The sequence below is a fragment of the Pseudomonas californiensis genome (genome assembly GCF_021147775.1).
GTDB classification, from domain to species: Bacteria; Pseudomonadota; Gammaproteobacteria; order Pseudomonadales; family Pseudomonadaceae; genus Aquipseudomonas; species Aquipseudomonas californiensis.
This window is the reverse complement of sequence record NZ_JAGTPK010000005.1, coordinates 120,210-141,841: the sequence shown is the minus strand read 5'-3', so window position 1 is coordinate 141,841 and position 21,632 is coordinate 120,210. Positions and strand designations below refer to the sequence as shown.

Annotated in this window: 22 protein-coding genes and 1 other RNA gene; 5 read left to right on the top strand and 18 right to left on the bottom strand. The window is 58.0% G+C overall.

Features of this window, described 5'->3' with window-relative positions:
- Position 1: 1 nt before the first annotated feature.
- From mraY to rsmI, 9 genes are all read right to left on the bottom strand, one after another.
- Positions 2–1,084 carry a phospho-N-acetylmuramoyl-pentapeptide-transferase gene (gene mraY / locus KDX37_RS06960; protein WP_231651936.1) on the bottom strand — a complete coding sequence of 361 codons (1,083 nt, stop codon included), beginning with the start codon at positions 1,082–1,084 and terminating at the stop codon, positions 2–4.
- Positions 1,084–2,454 (bottom strand): UDP-N-acetylmuramoyl-tripeptide--D-alanyl-D-alanine ligase, encoded by a 1,371-nt coding sequence (locus tag KDX37_RS06955; RefSeq protein ID WP_231651935.1) that lies wholly within the window; start codon positions 2,452–2,454, stop codon positions 1,084–1,086. The genes mraY and KDX37_RS06955 overlap by 1 nt, the downstream gene beginning before the upstream one ends.
- A complete protein-coding gene (locus tag KDX37_RS06950; protein ID WP_231651934.1) occupies positions 2,447–3,910 on the bottom strand; it encodes a UDP-N-acetylmuramoyl-L-alanyl-D-glutamate--2,6-diaminopimelate ligase in 1,464 nt (487 codons plus the stop codon). Before KDX37_RS06950 ends, KDX37_RS06955 begins: the two co-directional genes overlap by 8 nt.
- The gene (locus KDX37_RS06945; RefSeq protein WP_231652004.1) at positions 3,910–5,637 is read right to left on the bottom strand and encodes a peptidoglycan D,D-transpeptidase FtsI family protein; all 1,728 of its coding nucleotides are present in this window, start codon (positions 5,635–5,637) and stop codon (positions 3,910–3,912) included. Before KDX37_RS06945 ends, KDX37_RS06950 begins: the two co-directional genes overlap by 1 nt.
- The gene (ftsL, locus tag KDX37_RS06940) at positions 5,637–5,930 is read right to left on the bottom strand and encodes a cell division protein FtsL (RefSeq protein ID WP_231651933.1); all 294 of its coding nucleotides are present in this window, start codon (positions 5,928–5,930) and stop codon (positions 5,637–5,639) included. The genes KDX37_RS06945 and ftsL overlap by 1 nt, the downstream gene beginning before the upstream one ends.
- Positions 5,927–6,874 (bottom strand): 16S rRNA (cytosine(1402)-N(4))-methyltransferase RsmH, encoded by a 948-nt coding sequence (gene rsmH / locus KDX37_RS06935; RefSeq protein WP_406641550.1) that lies wholly within the window; start codon positions 6,872–6,874, stop codon positions 5,927–5,929. The genes ftsL and rsmH overlap by 4 nt, the downstream gene beginning before the upstream one ends.
- Entirely contained in the window at positions 6,871–7,326 is a 456-nt protein-coding gene (gene mraZ / locus KDX37_RS06930; protein WP_231651932.1) for a division/cell wall cluster transcriptional repressor MraZ, read from the bottom strand. Before mraZ ends, rsmH begins: the two co-directional genes overlap by 4 nt.
- A gap of 306 nt (positions 7,327–7,632) precedes the next feature.
- An RNA gene (rnpB, locus tag KDX37_RS06925) (RNase P RNA component class A) lies at positions 7,633–7,990 on the bottom strand.
- 82 nt (positions 7,991–8,072) lie between these two features.
- Positions 8,073–8,945: a 16S rRNA (cytidine(1402)-2'-O)-methyltransferase gene (gene rsmI / locus KDX37_RS06920; protein ID WP_264759169.1), complete on the bottom strand. Its 873-nt coding sequence runs from the start codon at positions 8,943–8,945 to the stop codon at positions 8,073–8,075.
- Between the two features lie 274 nt (positions 8,946–9,219).
- Between rsmI and KDX37_RS06915 the strand changes: the two genes are divergently transcribed.
- The 4 genes from KDX37_RS06915 to KDX37_RS06900 all read left to right on the top strand — a co-directional run bounded on the left by KDX37_RS06915 (position 9,220) and on the right by KDX37_RS06900 (position 12,742).
- Complete coding sequence (locus tag KDX37_RS06915; RefSeq protein WP_231651931.1) at positions 9,220–11,034, top strand: penicillin-binding protein activator; 1,815 nt, start codon at positions 9,220–9,222, stop codon at positions 11,032–11,034.
- Positions 11,031–11,405 (top strand): YraN family protein, encoded by a 375-nt coding sequence (locus KDX37_RS06910; protein WP_231651930.1) that lies wholly within the window; start codon positions 11,031–11,033, stop codon positions 11,403–11,405. The genes KDX37_RS06915 and KDX37_RS06910 overlap by 4 nt, the downstream gene beginning before the upstream one ends.
- Before the next feature lie 168 nt (positions 11,406–11,573).
- A complete protein-coding gene (locus KDX37_RS06905) occupies positions 11,574–12,167 on the top strand; it encodes a phosphoheptose isomerase (protein ID WP_083182593.1) in 594 nt (197 codons plus the stop codon).
- The gene (locus KDX37_RS06900) at positions 12,164–12,742 is read left to right on the top strand and encodes a BON domain-containing protein (protein WP_231651929.1); all 579 of its coding nucleotides are present in this window, start codon (positions 12,164–12,166) and stop codon (positions 12,740–12,742) included. The genes KDX37_RS06905 and KDX37_RS06900 overlap by 4 nt, the downstream gene beginning before the upstream one ends.
- A 49-nt stretch (positions 12,743–12,791) precedes the next feature.
- On the opposite strand, the gene KDX37_RS06895 is transcribed toward KDX37_RS06900, so the two are convergent.
- From KDX37_RS06895 to rplM, 7 genes are all read right to left on the bottom strand, one after another.
- Positions 12,792–13,208 carry a ClpXP protease specificity-enhancing factor gene (locus tag KDX37_RS06895; RefSeq protein ID WP_231651928.1) on the bottom strand — a complete coding sequence of 139 codons (417 nt, stop codon included), beginning with the start codon at positions 13,206–13,208 and terminating at the stop codon, positions 12,792–12,794.
- 17 nt (positions 13,209–13,225) lie between these two features.
- Complete coding sequence (locus tag KDX37_RS06890) at positions 13,226–13,843, bottom strand: glutathione S-transferase N-terminal domain-containing protein (protein WP_231651927.1); 618 nt, start codon at positions 13,841–13,843, stop codon at positions 13,226–13,228.
- A 196-nt stretch (positions 13,844–14,039) separates the two neighbouring features.
- Entirely contained in the window at positions 14,040–14,819 is a 780-nt protein-coding gene (locus KDX37_RS06885; protein ID WP_231651926.1) for a cytochrome c1, read from the bottom strand.
- Positions 14,816–16,030: a cytochrome b gene (locus KDX37_RS06880; protein WP_231651925.1), complete on the bottom strand. Its 1,215-nt coding sequence runs from the start codon at positions 16,028–16,030 to the stop codon at positions 14,816–14,818. The genes KDX37_RS06885 and KDX37_RS06880 overlap by 4 nt, the downstream gene beginning before the upstream one ends.
- Positions 16,030–16,623 (bottom strand): ubiquinol-cytochrome c reductase iron-sulfur subunit, encoded by a 594-nt coding sequence (gene petA / locus KDX37_RS06875; protein ID WP_231651924.1) that lies wholly within the window; start codon positions 16,621–16,623, stop codon positions 16,030–16,032. Before petA ends, KDX37_RS06880 begins: the two co-directional genes overlap by 1 nt.
- A gap of 219 nt (positions 16,624–16,842) precedes the next feature.
- Positions 16,843–17,235, bottom strand: coding sequence for a 30S ribosomal protein S9 (rpsI, locus tag KDX37_RS06870; RefSeq protein WP_004881524.1), 393 nt, complete (start codon positions 17,233–17,235; stop codon positions 16,843–16,845).
- A 14-nt stretch (positions 17,236–17,249) separates the two neighbouring features.
- Positions 17,250–17,678, bottom strand: coding sequence for a 50S ribosomal protein L13 (gene rplM / locus KDX37_RS06865; protein ID WP_002555065.1), 429 nt, complete (start codon positions 17,676–17,678; stop codon positions 17,250–17,252).
- 483 nt (positions 17,679–18,161) lie between these two features.
- Here rplM and KDX37_RS06860 point away from each other — a divergent pair, with 483 nt between their 5' ends.
- Positions 18,162–19,058 (top strand): GlxA family transcriptional regulator, encoded by an 897-nt coding sequence (locus tag KDX37_RS06860; protein WP_231652001.1) that lies wholly within the window; start codon positions 18,162–18,164, stop codon positions 19,056–19,058.
- A 59-nt stretch (positions 19,059–19,117) separates the two neighbouring features.
- Here KDX37_RS06860 and zapE read toward each other — a convergent pair whose 3' ends face one another.
- Both zapE and KDX37_RS06850 read right to left on the bottom strand, forming a co-directional pair.
- A complete protein-coding gene (gene zapE, locus KDX37_RS06855) occupies positions 19,118–20,212 on the bottom strand; it encodes a cell division protein ZapE (protein ID WP_231651923.1) in 1,095 nt (364 codons plus the stop codon).
- 61 nt (positions 20,213–20,273) lie between these two features.
- Positions 20,274–21,623 carry a tryptophan--tRNA ligase gene (locus KDX37_RS06850; RefSeq protein WP_231651922.1) on the bottom strand — a complete coding sequence of 450 codons (1,350 nt, stop codon included), beginning with the start codon at positions 21,621–21,623 and terminating at the stop codon, positions 20,274–20,276.
- Positions 21,624–21,632 lie beyond the last annotated feature (9 nt).

Sequence of the window (21,632 nt, the reverse complement as noted above, 5' to 3'; positions counted from 1 at the left end):
CTTACCTCAGTTTCAGCGTGGCAAGGCCGATCAGCACCAGAATCACGGTAATGATCCAGAAACGGACGATCACGCGTGGCTCGGGCCAGCCTTTGAGTTCAAAGTGATGGTGTATGGGCGCCATTCGGAAAACTCGGCGACCGGTCAGCTTGAAAGAAGCGACCTGAATCACGACTGAAAGTGTTTCCATCACGAACACACCGCCCATGATGAACAGCACCATTTCCTGACGGACAATGACGGCCATCGTGCCCAGTGCAGCGCCCAGCGCCAGTGCGCCGACATCACCCATGAACACCTGGGCCGGATACGTGTTGAACCAGAGAAACCCTAGCCCGGCACCAATCAGCGCTCCAGAGAACACAATCAGTTCGCCCGCCCCCGGCACGTAAGGTATCAGCAGGTACTCGGCAAACTTCACGTTGCCAGACAGATAGCAGAAGATGCCCAAGGCACCCCCCACCATCACGGTCGGCATGATCGCGAGGCCATCCAGACCGTCAGTGAGATTCACCGCGTTACTGGAGCCTACGATCACGAAATAGGTCAGCACCACAAAGCCTATACCGAGCGGGATCCGGACATCCTTGAGCATCGGCACGATCAGCGTGGTTTCAGTGGCTGATGGCGCAGTCGTATAAAGAAAAATCGCTGCCCCAAGGCCGAACACGGACTGCCAGAAATACTTCCAACGGCTTGGCAGACCCCGCGAGTTTTTTTCGATCACTTTGCGGTAATCATCAACCCAACCGATGGCACCGAACAGAAACGTGACCAGTAGCACGACCCAGACATAGCGGTTGCTGAGGTCTGCCCACAGCAGGGTACTGATACCAATCGACGAAAGAATCAACGCGCCGCCCATGGTCGGCGTGCCCGACTTGGACAGATGCGATTGCGGACCGTCATTACGCACGGACTGACCGATCTGGCGCATTTGCAGAGTACGGATCATCCAGGGCCCAAGGCACAGCGACAACGTCAGCGCGGTGAGCACGCCGAGAATCCCGCGCAGCGAGAGGTATTGAAAGACCGCGAAGCCCTTATAGAACTGTTGTAAAAACTCGGCCAACAGCAGCAGCATTAATGTTTCTCCAGGCTAGAACCGCACAAAGCAGCCACGACGTTTTCCATCGCAGCGCTACGCGAGCCCTTGATCAGTAAAGTGGTATGAGGATCCTGTTCGGCGCCCAGCGCTGCGATCAGCTCTGCCTGACTGGCAAAGTGATGCGCGTCCTTGCCGAATGCGCTGACCGCATGCGTCATCAGCGGGCCAACGGCGTACAGGGCCGAAACCTTTCCAGCCGCATAAGCACCCACGTCGTGGTGGCCCTGTTCGGCCCACTCACCCAGCTCGCCGATATCGCCCAGCACCAGGACGGTACGCCCAGGAAAACCGGCGAGAATATCGACGGCGGCATTGATAGATGAAGGGTTGGCGTTGTAGGTGTCGTCGATGACGCGCATGCCGTTGCTGGCGATCTGCGAAACCGTGCGGCCCTTGACCGGCTGAACGTTGTTCAGGCCGCTGACGATGCCGTCCAGAGAGACGCCCAGCGCATACGCTGCAGCAGCGGCAGTCAGCGCGTTGGTCACGTTATGCGCGCCCAACAGATTAAGTTGTACTGGCGCAGCGCCCAGCGGGCTGTTCAATGTGAAGCCAGGGCAACCGCGAGCATCGACATTGAGCTCGCTGGCGTGCAGATCAGCTGAAGGGTTGCTCAGCGAAAAGCTCAACACCTTGCGACTGCCCGCGCGCTTGTTCCATACAGGGAAGGCCTTGTCGTCCAGGTTCAGGACCGCAATGCCGTTTTCATCAAGGCCTTCGATAATCTCGCCCTTGGCCTGGACAATTTTGTCCGGCCCGCCGAACTCTCCGACATGGGCGGTTCCTGCGTTGGTGATCATGACCACATGCGGCTTGGCAAGGCTGACGGTAAAGGCAATCTCGCCAACGCGAGAAGCGCCCAGTTCAATGACTGCCGAGGTGTATTCAGGCGTCAGTTCCAGCAGCGTCAGCGGGACACCGAGTTCGTTATTCAGGTTGCCACGCGTCGCCAGCACAGGACCGCGCGTGCGCAGAATGCTGGCAAGCATTTCTTTGACAGTGGTCTTGCCACTGGAGCCCGTGACTGCCGCCACAGGCCTGTCGACAAATGCATTGCGATTCATCGCGCCTAACTGAGCCAGAGCCTTGCGCGCGTCGAGGACCACCAGTTGTGGCAAGACACAGCCTTCAACTTCCCGCTCGACCAACGCACCGACTGCACCTTTGGCAGCAACCTGCTCCAGATATTCGTGCCCATCGAAACGCGGACCGGTCAGCGCGACGAACAACTGACCAGGTTTTATGGCGCGGCTGTCGGTGCTGACATGATCAAAGCTGCAGTCTTCGCCGACGAGTCTTGCATCGAGCGGCCCGAGCAGTTCGCTGAAGGTCAGTGACTTAAGCATTTGCAGGCTCCCAGGAGGCCAGAGCCTTGGCGGCTTCGTCCAGATCGGAGAAAACGACACGCTGGGTATCGATTTCCTGGTAATCCTCGTGGCCCTTGCCCGCAAGGACGACCACATCGTCAGCACTCGCGGATGCGATCAGGTCGGCAATCGCCTGGCCACGGCCTTCCACGAAGCATGCTTTTTCAGGGTTCACGAAACCTGGACGGATATCGTCGAAAATTCGCGAAGGCGCTTCTGTGCGAGGATTGTCGTCGGTGACCCATACGCCATCAGCGAGACGCTCGACCACTTCGGCCATCAATGGACGCTTGCCGCGATCACGATCACCGCCGCAACCGAACAGGCACAGCAAGCGGCCCTTGGCGTGTGGGCGCAGTGCTTCGAGTACTTTTTCCAGCGCATCCGGGGTGTGGGCGTAATCGACCACGACCAACGGCTTGTCGCCGCCACCGAGGCGCTGCATACGGCCAACCGGCCCTTCGAGCTTCGGCAGAACCTTGAGGATTTCATCCAGCGCGTAATCCAGCCCCAGCAACGCGCCGACCGCAGCCAGCACATTGCTCAGGTTGAAACGACCCAACAGGGTGCTGCGCAGGAAGTGCTGCCCTTGAGGAGTGACGAGCGTCGCGCGCACGCCTTCGTCATCGAATATCGCATCGCGGCAATACAGGTACGCCGAACTGTCGAGCAGGCTGTAAGTGATCAGCCGCGGCTCGTGCTGGGCGGCGATCAGTTCGCGACCAAACGCGTCATCGAGGTTGATCACCCGACACTTGAGATCGGTCCATGCAAACAGCTTCGCCTTTGCTGCGCCGTAAGCCTCCATGGTGCCGTGATAGTCCAGATGATCCCGGGACAGGTTGGTCAGCACGGCCACATCAAAGGCCAGCGCCGTTGCACGCCCTTGATCCAGACCATGCGAGGAGACTTCCATTGCCACAGCACGCGCGCCTGCCTTGCGAAGGTCAGTCAGCGTGGCCTGCACTGCGATAGGGTCCGGCGTAGTATGACGACCGCTCTGCAGGGAACCGTAGAACCCGGTGCCCAACGTGCCGACAATCCCGCAGTGCTGACCAAGAAGATCAAGCGCCTGCGCCACCAACTGAGTCACGCTGGTTTTGCCGTTTGTACCGGTAACGCCCACCAGATTGAGCCGGCGTGTCGGATCGCCATAAAAGCGGCCAGCGATGTCGGACAACTGCGCAGCGAGGCCCTTGACTGGAATCAGTGGCACATCGGTAATCGGCAACACGATCGAGCCTTCGGCTTCGTAAGCGACAGCCGCTGCGCCGCGCTGCAATGCATCAGCTATATGATCGCGACCATCGACCTTGAGCCCAGGTATGGCCAGAAACAGATCACCCGGACGAACATTACGGCTGTCGAGTGTCAACTCGCGGATCTGGGGATCGCGTTCCGCATGAGCGAAAATCTTGCTTAGATTAGAGGCCATCAACCACGCCCTCCTTTGGCGACAGGGGCAGCATTCACTTGTTCAGGTGGCGCCAGGTTGTCCGGGGTCACGTTCATCAGCCGCAACGTGCCGGACATGACTTTGCTGAACACCGGCGCAGAAACCAGACCACCGTAGTAGCCACCCTTGCTCGGTTCGTCGATGACTACGACGATCGCGTAACGCGGGTTGCTCATCGGGCCAAAACCGGCGAACAGGGAACGATAAGAGTTCTCTGCATAACCTTTCGTGCCGATGGAAGTCTTGCGCGCAGTACCGCTCTTGCCGCCGACGTGATAGGACGGTACGCGGGCGCGGTACACGCCACGCTGGTCTTCAATCACTTGCTGCAGCATGCCTTGCAGGGTCTTGGCCGTGTTTTCCGGAATCGCCTGCACGGCGGTAGGCGGCGCATCGGTTTTCAGGATGGTCAGCGGAACGATACGTCCGTTATTGGCCAGGGCGCCGTAGGCATGAACCAGCTGCAGCGCAGTCACCGACAAGCCGTAGCCGTACGACAACGTAGCGGTCTCTGCCTTGCGCCATTCACGATAGTTCGGGAGGTTGCCGACACGTTCACCCGGGAAACCAAGCCCGGTGTACTGACCGAAGCCGACACGCTGCATGGCACGGAATATGGCTTCGCCGCCCACATCGAACGCGACCTTGCTCATGCCCACGTTACTGGAGTTGATCAGAATGCCAGTCAGGTCGAGTACCGGCCCTTCAGTCTTGGTCACGTCGCGAATGGTGTATTTACCGATCTGCAGGGTGCCTGGATAAACCTCGACCTTGTCGGTCGGTTTCCAGCGGCCGCTGTCGAGCGCCGCCGTCATGGAGATCGGCTTCATGGTCGAGCCCGGCTCGAACACGTCAATGATTGCCCGGTTACGCATGGCTGCAGGCACCATGGTCCGGCGGTTGTTCGGGTTGTAGGTCGGCTGATTGACCATGGCGAGGACTTCGCCGGTCTTGACGTCCATGATCACCAGGCTGCCGGCCTTGGCCTCGTTCTCGACGATGGCGTTGCGCAGCTCGCGGGTCGCCAGGTATTGCAGGCGCAGATCAATAGACAAAGCCAAGGTCTTGCCGGCCTTGGCGTTCTTGGTTACCTGGACGTCCTTGATGAGTCGCCCTCGCCGGTCCTTGATGACCTGGCGCTTGCCGGGCACGCCGGCGAGCCAATCGTCGTAGGCCAGCTCGACCCCTTCACGGCCATGATCGTCCAGGTCGGTGAAGCCCACCATGTGAGCAGTAACATCACCTGCCGGATAAAAGCGGCGGAATTCTTCAATGCCATATACACCAGGTACTTTGAGGTCGAGTACCGACTGGCCCTGCTCCGGTGTCAAACCGCGAACCAGATAGATAAATTCCTTGGTGGCCTGCGAGTCGAGACGTTCGGTCATCGCTTTCAGGTCCTGCCCCAGTGCGGCGGCAAGCATCGGCCACTTGGCCTTGTCCTGCTGCATCTCGCGCGGGTTGGCCCACAATGTCGTGACCGGCGTACTGACAGCCAAAGGCTCGCCGTTACGATCAGTGATAAGACCCCGGTGAGCGGGAATGGGAACATGCCGCAGACTGCGCGCGTCACCCTGTTCTTTAAGAAAAGTGTGATCAATGACCTGCAGGTCAACGATTCGCCAGCAGATGGCGAGTACCAGACAGACGAGGAGGCCCACGACCACGCGAAAACGCCACGGATACAGTGCGCCTTCAAGCTTCATCATGGCGCCACCATCCTGACTTCAGCGGCACTCGGGATGCGCATTTTCAGCTGTTCAGTGGCCAGTGTCTCGATACGGCTGTGTGCAGTCCAGGTGCTTTGCTCGAGGATCAGACGTCCCCACTCAGCCTGAGCCTTGTCGCGAACACTCATTTCCGAGTAAAGCGAATTGAGCAGTTGGCGGTTCCAGTGGGCACTGTAAGAAACGCCAATGGCCGAAATCAGGACGCCAATAAACAACAGCAGCATAATAAAGCTGCCGCCTGGCAGGGGTTTCAGGAAAAGACGGCTCACCTGAGCTTCTCCGCTACACGCATGACAGCACTGCGCGAGCGTGGATTGGCTTTGGTTTCGGTATCGGACGCGAACTGAGCCTTGCCGTGAATCTTGATTTTCGGCTCGAATGCCTTGTATTGAATAGGCAGGTTGCGCGGCATGTTATCGGCTTCGCCCTTGGCGAGCTTGCGCATGAAGAGTTTGACGATGCGGTCTTCCAGCGAATGGAAACTGATGACCACCAGACGGCCACCGATTTCAAGCGCGTCCAGCGCCGCTTCAAGCCCGGCTTCCAGATCGCCCAGCTCGTTGTTGACATGAATACGCAGGCCCTGAAAAGCACGCGTTGCAGGATTCTTGCCCTTTTCCCACGCGGGATTTGCCACCTTGAGCACTTCCGCAAGGTCGGCAGTGCGCTCGAAAGGCTGAATTTCACGACGCTGAACCACGGCGTTGGCCATGCGCTTTGCAAAGCGCTCTTCGCCATACTCTTTGAACACCCGAGCGATTTCTTCGGCAGGTGCGGTGGCAATGAACTCGGCGGCGCTGACACCACGGGTCGGGTCCATGCGCATGTCCAACGGGCCATCGTTCATGAAGCTGAAGCCGCGCTCAGGATCGTCCAACTGTGGGGAGGAAACCCCAAGATCCAACAGAATGCCGCTGACTTTGCCCGCAATGCCACGTTCTTGAGCCTCGGAGCCCAATTCTGCAAAACTGCGCTGCACAATGACAAAGCGGCCGTCTTCGGCCGCTAGCGCTTGCCCTGTGGCAATCGCTTGGGGGTCCTTGTCAAAACCCAGCAGCCGACCCTCCGTACCCAGCTGACTCAATATCAACCGGCTGTGCCCGCCGCGACCGAACGTACCATCCAGATAGCAGCCATCAGCGCGCAACGCGAGAGCCTCCACGGCTTCTTCAAGCAGAACGGTGATGTGGGTAAAGCCGCTGGTTATAGTCACAGGATCAGGTCACGTAATTCGTCGGGCATCGCGCCAGGTTGTTGAATGGCAGCCAGGTCAGCATCAGCAAGAGCATTCCAGGCGTCCTCGTCCCACAGTTGAAACTTGTTGAGCTGGCCAACCAGCATCACGCGCTTATCCAACTTGGCATAATCGCGAAGACGCGGCGGCACGAGAAAGCGCCCACTACCATCGAGTTCCAGATCGACTGCATTACCAATCAAAAGCCGCTGCAAACGACGGTTCTCTTCACGAAAGGTGGCGAGATCGCGAAGTTTTGCCTCAATCAGTTCCCACTCGGACAGCGGATAAAGACACAAGCAGGGATCAACGGCATCAATGGTCACGATCAGTTGTCCGGCGCTACGCGAATCCAACTCGTCACGGTACCGGCTCGGCATAGCGAGACGGCCCTTTGCATCGAGATTGATAGCGTTGGCACCACGGAACACAGGCGCATTCTCCAAATATCAGCTTTTTGCGCTCAAAAAACCCACTTCGTGCCACTTTCTGCCACTTGCGCACACTATAGGAATGCGCCCACCACACCGTCAAGGCGCGGTCTTAAGGAAAACCCTTACATTTCGGAGATTTAGGAGTGGTATTGGAGAGAAAAATGCGAAACCGGAACGGTTCAGGCAGACAAACCCAATTCAACTCAGGCAACTACAGCCGCAAGTTAAAGTGATTTGTGAGGTTTAAGATTTTTTTGGTATTAGGAAACGCATCTGCTGCTGAAAAGCAGAGGAGGGAGAAAGGTGGAGAGTCGATCTGTAAGCCGGGTTCTGTCGAGGACAGTCATTCCTCTACGACGGCCATCACTGGACGTCTTTAGCAACCTACCCGGTTCCAGCGCGGGCCACGCCTAGGAACCCTATTTGGTCTTGCTCCGAGTGGGGTTTACCTTGCCACGAACTGTTGCCAGACGTGCGGTGCGCTCTTACCGCACCTTTTCACCCTTACCGGCACCGAAGTGCTTAGGCGGTTATTTTCTGTGGCACTTTCCGTAGGCTCGCGCCTCCCAGGTGTTACCTGGCACTCCGCCCTATGGAGCCCGGACTTTCCTCCCCCCCTTGTTGCGGAACAACAAGAGGCAGCGACTGTCCAATCGACTCTCCGCCGACAAGGTTAGCGGCACACGCCAACGAGAACAAGCCTTAAAGCTTGATAAATGCTTTTGTGCCTGTGAAAACCCGGCTTAGTGGCCCTTCTGTTTTTCCAGAGCAACCTGATACAGCAGGTTTTTCCGAACCCCTGTGATCTCGGCTGCCAGCGCTGCGGCGCGCTTGAGTGGCATCTCTTCAAGCAGCAGATCCAGCACCCGGCGAGCCTGCGCACCGACTATGTCCTCGTCTTCCGGCGGCGTCCAGCCTGCCACCAGCACGACGCACTCACCGCGCTGCTGATTACTGTCTGACTCTACGAATGCACGCAGCTCGCCCAAGGGAAGACCCTTGAGCGTCTCAAAGGTTTTAGTCAATTCACGCGCCAGCAATGCCGGACGCTCAGCACCGAAGACCAGCTCCATGTCTTGAAGGCACTCCAGGATGCGATGAGGCGCTTCATAGAAGATCAGCGTGCGCGGTTCTTCTTTGACATGCCCCAGCTTTGCCCTGCGCCCCACCGCCTTGGCCGGAAGAAACCCTTCGAAAATGAAACGGTCCGACGGCAGGCCGGCTGCCGACAGCGCAGCGATCAACGCGCAGGCGCCCGGCACCGGCACAACCGGCACCCCGGCGGCTCGGGCCTGACGCACCAGGTGGTAGCCGGGGTCGGAAATCAGTGGTGTGCCTGCGTCCGAAATCAGCGCCACGCTGTCACCCGCCAACAGACGAGTGATAAAACGACTACCCTCATCACGTTCGTTGTGTTCATGGCACGCGGCGAGCGGAGTCGATATACCGAAGTGCTGCATCAACCGTGACGAGTGCCGCGTATCCTCGGCGGCAATCAGGGCGACTTCGCGCAACACCTTCAACGCGCGCACGCTCATGTCGTCCAGATTGCCGATAGGCGTAGCCACCACATAAAGCGAGCCAAGGGTGGAATTCGAAGCAACCGGAACAGTCAAAGCGCAGACCTCTTGTTTGTTAAGCGTGATACCTGAAGGGCGGCATTGTACAGGCTACGACCTTGACCGACGGCTCATGCACCATGGAACCCTGTAAAAAAGGAATAAATAAGCGTGAACAGACTGCCCTGCGATACCTCAAAGCACTGTCCGATTGAAATGATCATTCGGTAGAAAGCCTTATCACGATCAATATCACACCTGCGACGTCGCGCCCCGGCCAGCGCTTGGGTACAATTCGCCGTTAATTCGCTCGAGTATCAGGAACACATCAATGATCGCCTGCCTGCGGCTGTTCTCTGCCCTCTGCCTCGCTGCACTACTTGCGGCTTGCGCCAGCTCGCCCTCGTCCAGCCTTGGCGAGCTCCCTCGCACCCCTGATGCCAGTATCGAGCAGCTGCTCGATCAGGCGACCACTGCCAAGACTCCTGAACAGGCTTCGACCCTGCGCCTGAGCGCAGCGGACCTGGCAAATCGTCAGAACGACGCAGGACGCGCTGCTCAGATTCTTGGGCAAGTGCAACTTGACACACTCAAACCCGGCCTTCAGGTGTTTGCAAGCACCCTTTCCGCCGAGCTGGCCATGGGGCGCAATCAGCCCAAGGCAGCATTGACCGCGCTGAACCACCCGAGCCTGCAGCGCCTGGGTGAGCTGTCGGTCGAGCAGCAGGTTCGCACCCACAAGGTCAAGGCTCGCGCTCTGGAAGCCGATGGCCAGGCCCTTCAGGCGGCCAACGAGCGCGTCGCGACCAGCCCATTGCTGCAAGGTGCCGACGCAAGCGCAAACAACGATGCTATCTGGACGCTGGTTTCCGCACTGCCGGCCGAACAACTGCAAAGCCCGGCCACAGGCGACATGGCGGGCTGGCTGAATCTGGCCCGCTCGATCAAGGGTGCCGGCACACTTGAGCAACAGCAGGCAGCGATCGACACCTGGAAAGCGCAGAACCCACAGCACCCGGCCGCGCTGCAACTGCCGACCACGCTGGCGCAGCTGCGCGCCCTGACCAGCGAACCGCTGACCAAGATCGCTTTGCTGCTGCCACAAGATGGCCAGTTGGCGGCGGTTGCCAAGGCGCTGCGTGAAGGCTTCATGGCTGCGCATTACCAGGCTCAGCAAGCGGGACAGAATCCTCCTGCTATCCAGGTCTTCGACAGCTCGCGCCTGACCTCAATGGACGAGTTCTATCGTCAGGCCCAGGCCGCTGGCGTCCAGCTGGTCGTAGGCCCACTGGAGAAGAATCTCGTCAAGCAACTCAATAGCCGCGAACAGTTGCCGATCACCACGCTGGCGCTGAATTACAGCGACGCGGGTAACGAAGGCCCTCCCCAGCTGTTCCAGTTTGGTCTTGCTGCCGAAGACGAGGCTCGCGAAGTTGCACGTCGCGCCTGGGCCGACGGCAAGCGCAGCGCAGTTGCCATGGTGCCGAAGGGTGAATGGGGCGATCGTGTTCTGGACGCCTTCCGCAAAAGCTGGCAAGCCAAGGGCGGTACGCTGATCGCCGCCGAACACGTGGACCAGCCTGTTGAACTGGCCCAGCAGGTCGCTGATCTGTTTCAACTGCGCAAAAGCGAAGGTCGTGCACAACGCCTGCAAAGCACCACAGGCACTCAGGTTGCCGCTCAGCCGAGCCGCCGTCAGGACATAGATTTCATGTTCCTGGCCGCAACCCCCCAGCAGGCGCAACAGATCAAACCGACCATGGTGTTCCAGTACGCAGGGGATGTTCCTGTCTACGCGACCTCGCACCTGTTTACCAACAGCAATGACCACGCGCAGTACATGGACCTCAACGGCGTGCGCTTCTGCGAAACGCCTTGGCTGCTGAACGCCGATGATCCGCTGCGTCAGCAAGTCACCGCTCAATGGCCGCAAGCAGCTGGCAGCCTGGGCCGCCTCTACGCAATGGGCATTGACGCCTATCGCCTGGCACCGCGCCTTGGCCAGTTGAAGACCTTGCCGGACACCCGCATCGATGGTCTGTCGGGCAGCCTGAGCATGAACCCCAACCGTCGAGTCGAGCGCCAGTTGCCATGGGCAGAGTTCGTTGACGGCAAGGTTCAACGTCTGCCGAACACCACTCCTTGACGCAACGCATCACCCGCCAGCAAGCAGGGCGCGAGGCCGAAGCCTTCGCCCTGCACTACTTGCAGCAGCGGGGCCTGACCCTGATCGCCCAAAACTGGTTGTGCAAACGCGGTGAGCTGGATCTAGTCATGCTCGACGGCGATACAGTAGTATTCGTCGAAGTTCGCTACCGCAGCCATTCCGGCTGGGGTGGTGCGATGGAAAGCGTCGATTTTCGCAAGCAGAAGAAGATAGTCATTGCTGCACAGCTTTTCCTGCAACAAGAAACAAACTGGGCCAGCTCCCCCTGCCGTTTCGACGTGATAGCGGTCGATGCAGCCCCAGGTAACGCCGCTCCCCTTAACTGGATAACGAATGCTTTCGACAGCTGATGCGTGCTTTGCCAACTGGCCAAGCCGCGAAACTGACAACCCCAAAGCCTTCAAAATCACCGATTTCGCTATTCGTTTTGCCGGCTGCACATCCTTGTGCCAGGTAGCCTGCGGGAAACCCCGAGCGCACCCGACCAGCCGCCGTACGCTCTAATTAAGGTCACATTGATGGACATGCAATCCCGAATTCGCCGGCTGTTTCAGGCCAGCATCGACACCAAGCAACAGGCGATGGAAGTGCTTGCACCCTTTATCGAGCAGGCCAGCCAGGTCATGGTCAATGCCTTGCTCAACGAAGGCAAAATGCTCTCCTGTGGCAACGGTGGCTCGGCCGGGGATGCGCAGCATTTCTCTTCGGAACTGCTCAACAGATTCGAGCGCGAGCGCCCGAGCCTGCCAGCCATCGCACTGACCACCGACAGCTCGACGATCACCTCGATCGCCAACGATTACAGCTACAACGAGATCTTCTCCAAGCAAATCCGCGCACTGGGCCAGCCCGGTGATGTGTTGCTGGCAATTTCTACCAGCGGCAACTCGGCGAATATTATTCAAGCGATCCAGGCCGCACATGATCGCGAAATGATTGTCGTAGCATTGACGGGACGCGACGGTGGCGGAATGGCCTCGCTGTTGCTGCCAGAGGATGTTGAAATCCGTGTACCCGCCAACGTCACGGCACGCATCCAGGAAGTCCATCTGCTGGCGATCCACTGCCTATGTGATCTGATCGACAGCCAACTGTTCGGGAGTGAAGAATGACCACCCATCGTCTAAGCCTACTGGTTCTGACACTGTGCCTGAGCATCAGCGGATGCAGCTCGGTCCTGACTGCCGCTCGCGACAAGCCGATCGAGGATGATCGGGGCACGCGGACCTTCGGCAGTAAAATCGACGATTCGTTGATTGAAACCAAAGCGGCCGTCAACATCTCCAAGGCGAACCCTGACCTTGCCGAAGGCTCGCACATCGTCGTGACCAGCTTCAACGGCATCGTGCTGCTGGCTGGTCAGACACCCCGTGCCGACCTGAAGGCAATCGCCGAACAGGCCGCCAGCTCGGTTCAGCGCGTCAAGAAGGTCAACAACGAACTGCAGGTCATGGCGCCCTCTTCGCTGCTGGCCCGCAACAACGACGCCTGGCTGACCACCAAGATCAAAAGCCAGATGATTGCCGACGCGTCCATCCCCGGCTCGCGTATCAAGGTCGTGACTGAAAACGGTATCGTCTTCCTGCTGGGTCTGGTGACTCAGGATGAGGCAAACCGCGCAACCAATCTGGTTCAGAGCGTGTCCGGCGTACAGAAGATCGTGAAGCTGTTCGAGTACATCGACTGACCGCCAGACAGGCAGCCATGAAAAAGGCGATCCTTTCGGATCGCCTTTTTTATTTCACCACTTTCAGACTCGGCCTGCCGCTAGGGCGCGGCGGCTCGCTGTTGGGTGGCGGCGCATCGTCGCCATCGTCCATTTCGATCTCGTCGTCCTCGAGGGAGGGCTCCAGATCGAAAACCATGCCTTGACCGTTTTCCCGGGCATAGATACCCAGAATCGCAGCAACAGGCACATAGAGCGTGTGCGGCACACCGCCGAAGCGGCCTTCAAAACTGACAGCTTCATTGTCCATGTGCAGATGACGCACAGCACTGGGCGAAACGTTCAGGACAATCTGCCCGTCATTGGCAAACCCTTGCGGGACCTGCACCGACGGATACTCCGCATTGACCAGCACATGCGGAGTGCAATCGTTATCGACGATCCACTCGTAAAGAGCACGAACCAGATAAGGGCGACTGGAGTTCATCAACGGCTCCTTAAGCCTTAGCGCATTTCACGTTCGGCGGCAGACAGACTTGTCTGAAAAGCCTCACGCGCAAATTGGCGCTCCATGTAATCGAGCAACGGCTTGGCAGGCCGTGGCAATTCAATACCCAGAATCGGCAAACGCCAGAGTATGGGGAGTAGACAGCAATCGACGAGACTTTGCTCGTCACTCATGAAAAAAGCTTTTTCCGCAAACAGCGGAGAAACGCCGGTCAGGCTTTCGCGCAATTCCTTGCGCGCCTGCACGCGAGCAGCTTCTTTGCTGCGCGAATCCAGAATCAGATCCACCAGCCCGCACCAGTCACGCTGAATCCGATGAATCAGCAGACGACTGTTGGCACGCGCTACGGGGTAGACCGGCAACAGCGGTGGATGCGGATAACGTTCATCCAGGTATTCCATCACCACCGTCGACTCGTACAACGCGAGATCGCGGTCAACCAGGGTTGGCACGCTGCCATAAGGATTCACTTCAATGAGCTGTGGCGGATGACGCCCGGTCACAACATCAATGATTTCTGCGCTGACAGCCTTCTCGGCGAGCACGATACGCACTCGATGGGAATAGTGGTCGGCGGGGTCGGAGTAGCAGGCCAACCGGTTGGTCACGCCCATGGCGATCCTCCTCGCTTGTTGAAATTTATCGAACTTGCACACGAACACCGCAGTACAGGCGCTCATCGCGGGCGACAAGATAGCTCATTTACGCAAAGTAAATTCTGTAATCTTGCGTTGCCCGCATCTGCAGCAGGGCAGCAGCCTGTAGCGAGACGCCAACAACGTGCATGGCGTAACGCGCAACGGCGCGTAATCAGCGGATGTCCCTCCAGTATTCACGCTTGAGCAAGTAAGCGAAGACCAGAAAGAAGGCCAGATACAGCAGCACATAAGCGCCAATGCGTTGATGTTGAAGTTTAACCGGGTTGGCCGAATAGGCGAGAAAGCTCACCAGATTCCTGATCTTTTCGTCGAACTGCTTTTCCGTCAGCTCGCCGCTACCTGGCACCACAATCAATTGATCACACTCTTGGTGCATCAGCGGCGCACCCGACAGCGGGTCGTACTTGCGTGCCTCACCCTCGGTGGCCTGCACCTGCCTGCAACCGAGAACCTGACGTCCCTGGAGCCCAGCCAGCACGTTAGGCATCGCCACATCAGGAAAGACCTTGTTGTTAACGCCCCATGGCCTTGAGGGGGCTTCGTAGAACGAGCGCATGTAGCCATAGAGCCAATCCGTACCGCGCACTTTTGCCACCAGGGTCAAATCGGGTGGCACCGCACCAAACCACGCTTCCGCATCGCTGGGCTGCATGCCGATGTCCATGTGGTCGCCGATTCTGGCGCCGGTAAATACCAGCTTTTCCAGCATCAGGTTGTGCGCAATGCCAAGATCATCCGCGACACGCTCGTAGCGCTGGTACTTGGCACTGTGACAGCCCATACAGTAATTGACGAAGGTACGAGCGCCATCCTGCAGAGCGGCCTTGTCGCCAACATCGATATCCACCCGCTCAAGCTGTGCATTGCTCTCGGCCCCCAGCACCAACGCCGGCAGTAGCATCAGCACGCCTATGGCCCATAGCTTTTTCATCGACCAGTCACTCTTTCCGGCAGAGGTCGGGGTTTCTCGAACCGGGTGTAAAGCGGCATCAGCAGGAAATAAGCGAAGTACAGACAAGCGCAGATCTGTGCCACCAGCGCACGTCCAGGCGTCGGCGTCTTTGCCCCCAGATACCCAAGCGTCACAAACGCTACACAGAACACCAGCAAGGCGATCCTGCTCGGCCACCCCTTGTAGCGCATTGATCTGACAGGGCTACGGTCAAGCCAGGGCAACACGAACAACACAGCGATCGCGCCGGCCATGGCCATCACACCCATGAGCTTTTCGGGGACGGCGCGCAGGATTGCGTAGAACGGCGTGAAGTACCAGACGGGAGCAATATGCTCGGGGGTCTTGAATGCATTGGCGGGCTCGAAATTCTGCTTTTCGAGAAAATATCCCCCCATATCCGGATAGAAAAATACGATGCCGCAAAAAACAAACAGGAAGACAGCCACGCCGAACAAATCCTTCACGGTGTAGTACGGGTGAAACGGGATACCGTCCAGCGGCCTGCCGTGCTCATCAAGGTGCTTCCAGATATCGATACCATCCGGGTTGTTCGAACCCACCTCACGCAGCGCTATGAGGTGCAGCACAACAAGCCCGACAATAACCAGCGGCAGCCCTATCACGTGCAGTGCGAAAAACCGGTTCAGGGTAATCCCGGAAACCAGATAATCACCGCGAATCCATTGCGCGAGATCTTCACCAATAAACGGGATGGCACCGAACAACGAAATGATGACTTGCGCACCCCAATACGACATCTGCCCCCACGGCAGCAGATAGCCCATGAAAGCCTCTGCCATGAGCGCCACATAGATCAGCATGCCAAAGATCCACACGAGCTCCCGCGGCTTCTGATACGAGCCGTAGAGCAGCCCGCGAAACATATGCAGGTAGATGACGATAAAGAACGCAGAAGCACCCGTGGTGTGCAGCAAGCGCAGTATCGGGCCGTGCTCGACGTCACGCATGATCGACTCGACAGACGCGAACGCTCCTTGCGCCGTGGGCGTGTAACTCATGGTCAGCCAGATACCGGTCAACAGCTGATTGAACAGCACCAGCAGCGCCAGCGAGCCGAAAAAGTAGAAGAAGTTGAGGTTCCGCGCGACGTAGTACTGACTGAGGTGCTTTTCCCAACTTTTGGTGGCCGGAAAACGCGCGTCGATCCAGGCCATGAACTTGCTCATCACACGCCCTCCTGATCGACGCCAATGACGATGATGCTGTCGGACTCATAGAAATAAGGTGGAACCGGCAGGTTCAAAGGCGCAGGCTGCGATTTGTAGACCCGACCTGCCAAGTCATAACGAGAGCCATGGCAAGGACAGAAATAGCCGCCCTTCCAGTCTTTGCCAAGATCGACAGGCGCAACCTCAGGACGAAAGGTCGGGGAACACCCCAGATGCGTGCAGATCCCGATCAACAGCACGATATCTGGCCTGATCGAGCGCAAGAGCGGATCAACATAGTCAGGCTGGACGGAGGCTCTGGATTGAGGGTCAGACAGCTGATCAGCCATCCGTTCAAGACTATCCAGAATATCTTGCGTGCGGCGCAGAATAAAAACCGGCTGGCCTCGCCATTCGGCGACCATTTGCTGGCCTGGCTCGATCTTGCTGACATTGACCTTGACTGGCGCTCCCGCAGCCCTCGCCTTGGCACCAGGCGACCATGACCCTACAAAGGGGATCGCCGCGCCCACCACCCCAGCGGCACCTACCACGGACGTAGCCGTCACCAGGAAGCGACGTCTGCGTGTGTTCACGCCGTCATGACTCATTGCGCCCCCTCTCGTCAGCGGTCTTGCCTGCTGAATCAGACGTTTGCGTGTGACCCTTCAGCAACTTCATGTTCTGCCGGATGGTAAATAAATGCCTTTAAGCCCACAAGGCAATACCCGACGCAACGGTGTGTCAGCCTACAGGACCCCAGACAGACACCCATAAAAAAACGCCCGGCCCCAAAAGGGACCGAGCGTTCTTCTTGAACGAAGAGCGAATTAACGCTTCGAGTACTGCGGACGCTTACGCGCTTTACGCAGACCGACTTTCTTACGTTCAACTTCACGAGCATCGCGAGTTACGAAGCCTGCTTTACGCAGCGCGCCGCGCAGAGTCTCGTCGTACTGCATCAGAGCGCGAGTGATACCGTGGCGGATTGCGCCAGCCTGACCACTTACACCGCCACCGATAACGGTGACGTAGATGTCGAACTTCTCAACTGTCTCGGTCAGTTCCAGCGGCTGACGAACTACCATGCGGGCAGTTTCGCGACCGAAGAACGATTCCAGAGTGCGGTTGTTGATCGAGATGTTACCAGTGCCCGGACGCAGGAAAACGCGTGCGGTTGCGGTCTTGCGACGGCCAGTGCCGTAATTTTGAGTCGCCGACATAATGAACTATTCCGTTAAAACTTCAGTTCTTGGGGCTGCTGAGCAGTATGAGGGTGTACAGCGCCCGCATAGACTTTCAGCTTACGATACATGTCGCGACCCAACGGGTTCTTAGGCAGCATGCCTTTGACCGCGGTCTCGATCACGCGCTCAGGAGCTTTGGCGATCAGCTTTTCGAAGTTGATCGACTTGATCCCGCCCGGAAAACCGGAGTGTGAGTAGTAGATCTTGTCGGTGGTCTTGGCACCAGTCACGCGGATCTGCTCGGCATTGATGACGACGATGTAGTCACCGGTATCAACGTGCGGAGTGTATTCCGGCTTGTGCTTGCCACGCAGACGGCTCGCGATTTCGGTGGCCAGACGACCCAGGGTCTGACCAGCAGCGTCGACGACGAACCAGTCGCGCTTAACTGTTTCCGGTTTAGCAGTAAAAGTTTTCATTCTTTATAGCCTCAGGGGCCGCCCTGAAAATGAGACGGCGGATCTTACTGAATAGTGCGTACTTTGACAAGTCAAAGGCAGCCGGAAACAGACGCTATCGGGGGCTCGGGTCAGCGCGTCCGTTATACGGCAAGATTTCTTAGGCAGACGGCGCATCACTTCCACTGCAAAGAGCTGGCGAATTATACAGATTGGACCAGTAACCTCAACCGGATTTTTTGTCCACGTTCTGTTTATTGCCTGCGATGACCGATTTAGCGGATATTTGCCGCCCGGATCGCAGTCACCCAGCCCTGCACGTCACGAGCAGGCTGGACACGCTTGCTAAAAAATAAGACGATCCAGCCGTTGTCTGACCATTTCCCCATATAAGAACAAAAGATGATGCCGATCCAACACACCGCCCTTCTGCGGCGCGTCAGCATTCTGGCGACCGACAAAGTGTTCGCCTCCACACTGATGCAGGCCAAGGACTTCTTCCATCTGGCCAGTCTCAGGTACAGCAAGCAATTGGGCAACGGCCTGGTGCCTGCCTTCGAAACACGCCTGGTGAGCCCGGACGGACTGCCTGTCAGCAGCTTCAGCGACGTCACCCTGCCGGTAGATGGCGGGTTGTGCGAGAGCGACATTATCGTGATCCCTGCCTTCTGGGACGACTTCGAGTCACTGAGCCAACGCTACCCGCAAATTCTGCCATGGCTGCGCGAGCAGCACGCTCGGGGTGCCGTGTTATGCGCAGAGGCGACCGGCGTGTTCTGGCTGGCCGAGGCGGGGCTGCTCGACGGCAAGGAGGCCACGACCTATTGGCGCTTCTTCACCCAGTTTGCCGAGCGCTACCCGAATGTCCTGCTCAATCAGGAAAAACACCTGACAGACGCCGACAATCTGTACTGCGCGGGCGGCACCACATCGGCCTGCGATCTCTACATCTATTTGATCGAGCGGTTCTGCGGCGCCAATGTGGCTCAGGCAGTGGCCCGCGACATTCTGTACGAGGTGCGTCGGACGTATTCGCCTGGAAGAATCGGCTTTGGGGGCCAGAAGCTGCACCAGGACGTAATCATCCTGCAGATTCAGCATTGGCTGGAGGAGCATTTTGCGGACAAATTCCGCTTTGAAGACGTGGCCCGCGATCACGGCATGAGCATCCGCAACTTCATGCGCCGCTTCCAGACCGCGACCGGCGACAAACCGCTGCATTATCTGCAGCGTTTGCGCATTGAAACCGCTAAAGGGTTGCTTTCAGCGTCTCGCAAGAGCATCAAGACCATCAGCTACGAGGTGGGCTATGACGACGCGAGCTTCTTTGCCCGCCTGTTCCGCCAGCACACCGAACTGTCACCCAACCAGTACCGGCAACAATTCCAGCAAGCAGCTTGAATCGCTCGCGGCGAGCATATGATTTGCGCTTGCTCGCCGCGTGAAAACCTGTCGCGACCCTAAGGCTTGTGGGCGCGGGACAGGAATTCGTGGGATTGCATTTCGAGCAGTCGGCTCAGCGTACGCTGGAACTCGAACATCAAACGGCCGCCGGTGTACAGATCCTTCAACTCGACTTCCGCCGAGATGATCAGCTTGACGTTACGATCGTAGAACTCGTCGACCATGTTGATGAAGCGACGGGCGATGTCGTCGGTCGAGACGTCCATCTGCTCGACACCGCTGATCAGCACCGCATGAAAGATCTTGCCCAGTTCGATGTAATCGTTCTGGCTGCGAGGCCCGTCACACAGCTCGCGAAAGTCGAACCACGCCACGTCATCGCAGGTGCGCAAGGCACGGATTTCGCGATTTTCGATCATCAACATATCGTTTTCGATGGTTTCGGCACAGTCTGGCGTCAGCGCCTTGAAGCTCTTGCGCAGACTTTCCTGCGCCACTTCATTGAGCGGGAAGTGAAACAGCTCGGCCTGTTCCAGATGACGCAACCGGTAATCGACGCCACTGTCGACGTTGACGATGTCGGTGTTCTGCTTGATCAAGGCGATGGCAGGCAGGAAGCGCGCGCGTTGCAGACCGTCCTTGTAGAGACCGTCCGGAACGATATTGGAGGTCGCGACCAGCGTTACACCGTTTTTGAACAGCTCTTCCATCAACGTGCCCAGGATCATGGCGTCAGTGATGTCGGAAACAAAGAATTCGTCGAAGCAGATCACTCGCGCTTCGTCGGAGAACCGTTTGGCGATGATCGTCAGCGGGTTTTTCTCCCCTTTCAGGGTCTTCATCTCTTCATGCACGCGCTTCATGAAGCGGTGAAAGTGTGTCCGCACCTTGTCTTTGAAAGGCAGGGCTTCGAAGAAAGTGTCGACCAGATAGGTCTTGCCACGGCCTACGCCACCCCAGAAATACAGACCCTTGACCAGGGTCGGTTCTTTCTTGCCGAACAGTTTGCCGAATATGCCTGGCTTGCTGTCATGGGAAGCGACCAGATCGTAGTACAGGCGCTGCAAATGACGCACAGCGTTTTCCTGCGCGGCATCATGGAAGAAGTCCGGGCGTTTCAGATCAGCTTGATATCGTTCTAAGGGCGTCATATTCGTTAGCAAGGCAACAAAAACGGGCCGTCACTGTAGCGACGACCCCAGGGAATGGCAATCAGTCCTGTTGAGGAGCGAGCGCCTGCTTGAGAGTTTCAATGGCGCTGTCCCGCGCCGCAGCGTCGACAAACACCGGGCTTTCGGCCACACATGCACCGTCCAGCCACAAGGTAAAGTGCTCGCCTTCAGCACGCAGGTCCAGCTCGCCACCCTGCTGCAACTGCTTGCTGACCGCACCTGCGGCCTTGCCGTCGGCAAAGGTGCGCGACAGCAGCAGTTGCTCACCATCAGCCGCCAGCAAGCGGAAACGGAAACTGCCGTCGTCCTCACGGAAACTGACGAACCGCGCGCCTTTGGCGGCTTTTTTCTTGCCGGCATCAGCGCTTTGCACGACCGAGCGGAAAGAACGCAAACCCACTGCTTCGCGCAGCTCCTCAAGGAAAGGCGTGGCAACACGACGAGCTTTCTCGGCGCCTGTCAGCAGAATGTCTTCCAGGTCGGCGGGGCGCTCGATCAAGCCATGATATTTATCGCGCGCTTCACCCAACTGGGCATCCAGTACGCTGAACAGGCGCGACTTGGCTTCACCCCAACCCAGGCCTTGCAGCAAGTCAGAGCGGAACTCAGCGCATTGCTCAGGGGTCGAGAACGCCTGGTAAAGGGTGAACAGGTGTGAGTTGTCCGGATCCTTGGCTTCGCCCGGCGCACGGGAGTCAGTGACGATACGGGAGATAGCGTCCTTCATTTCCTTGGCACCACTGAACAACGGGATGGTGTTGTCGTAGCTCTTGGACATCTTGCGACCGTCCAGACCGGGCAACGTGGCAACACTCTCCTCGATGAGCGCTTCGGGCATGACAAAGAATTCCTTGCCCTTGCCGAACAAATGGTTGAAACGCTGGCCGATGTCACGCGCCATTTCGACGTGCTGGATCTGGTCACGGCCAACCGGGACCTGATGGGCATTGAACATCAGAATGTCCGCTGCCATCAGCACCGGATAACTGTAGAGGCCCATGGTAATGCCAGCATCCGGGTCTTCGCCCGTTTCGACATTCTTGTCCACCGACGCCTTGTAAGCGTGCGCACGATTGAGCAGCCCCTTGGCTGCCACACACGTCAGCAGCCACGTCAGCTCCGGAATTTCCGGGATGTCGGACTGGCGATAAAAGGTCACGCGCTCAACGTCCAGCCCTGCTGCCAGCCAGGTCGCTGCGATTTCCAGACGCGAGCGTTGAATACGCAGCGGGTCATCGCATTTGATCAGGGCGTGGTAGTCGGCCAGAAAATAGAATGAGTCGACGTCGCTCTGACGACTGGCGACGATCGCCGGGCGAATAGCGCCCGCATAGTTGCCCAGATGGGGAGTGCCGGTAGTCGTGATACCGGTCAGGATACGAATGGTCATGGCAGGTCG

What these genes read in the sequence shown, in the direction of transcription:
- mraY (WP_231651936.1), bottom strand. Translation starts at nt 1,084, where the DNA reads ATGCTGCTGCTGTTGGCCGAGTTTTTACAACAGTTCTATAAGGGCTTC.
- KDX37_RS06955 (WP_231651935.1), bottom strand. Translation starts at nt 2,454, where the DNA reads ATGCTTAAGTCACTGACCTTCAGCGAACTGCTCGGGCCGCTCGATGCA.
- KDX37_RS06950 (WP_231651934.1), bottom strand. Translation starts at nt 3,910, where the DNA reads ATGGCCTCTAATCTAAGCAAGATTTTCGCTCATGCGGAACGCGATCCC.
- KDX37_RS06945 (WP_231652004.1), bottom strand. Translation starts at nt 5,637, where the DNA reads ATGAAGCTTGAAGGCGCACTGTATCCGTGGCGTTTTCGCGTGGTCGTG.
- KDX37_RS06915 (WP_231651931.1), top strand. Translation starts at nt 9,220, where the DNA reads ATGATCGCCTGCCTGCGGCTGTTCTCTGCCCTCTGCCTCGCTGCACTA.
- KDX37_RS06905 (WP_083182593.1), top strand. Translation starts at nt 11,574, where the DNA reads ATGGACATGCAATCCCGAATTCGCCGGCTGTTTCAGGCCAGCATCGAC.
- KDX37_RS06900 (WP_231651929.1), top strand. Translation starts at nt 12,164, where the DNA reads ATGACCACCCATCGTCTAAGCCTACTGGTTCTGACACTGTGCCTGAGC.
- KDX37_RS06895 (WP_231651928.1), bottom strand. Translation starts at nt 13,208, where the DNA reads ATGAACTCCAGTCGCCCTTATCTGGTTCGTGCTCTTTACGAGTGGATC.
- KDX37_RS06890 (WP_231651927.1), bottom strand. Translation starts at nt 13,843, where the DNA reads ATGGGCGTGACCAACCGGTTGGCCTGCTACTCCGACCCCGCCGACCAC.
- KDX37_RS06885 (WP_231651926.1), bottom strand. Translation starts at nt 14,819, where the DNA reads ATGAAAAAGCTATGGGCCATAGGCGTGCTGATGCTACTGCCGGCGTTG.
- KDX37_RS06880 (WP_231651925.1), bottom strand. Translation starts at nt 16,030, where the DNA reads ATGAGCAAGTTCATGGCCTGGATCGACGCGCGTTTTCCGGCCACCAAA.
- petA (WP_231651924.1), bottom strand. Translation starts at nt 16,623, where the DNA reads ATGAGTCATGACGGCGTGAACACACGCAGACGTCGCTTCCTGGTGACG.
- rpsI (WP_004881524.1), bottom strand. Translation starts at nt 17,235, where the DNA reads ATGTCGGCGACTCAAAATTACGGCACTGGCCGTCGCAAGACCGCAACC.
- rplM (WP_002555065.1), bottom strand. Translation starts at nt 17,678, where the DNA reads ATGAAAACTTTTACTGCTAAACCGGAAACAGTTAAGCGCGACTGGTTC.
- zapE (WP_231651923.1), bottom strand. Translation starts at nt 20,212, where the DNA reads ATGACGCCCTTAGAACGATATCAAGCTGATCTGAAACGCCCGGACTTC.
- KDX37_RS06850 (WP_231651922.1), bottom strand. Translation starts at nt 21,623, where the DNA reads ATGACCATTCGTATCCTGACCGGTATCACGACTACCGGCACTCCCCAT.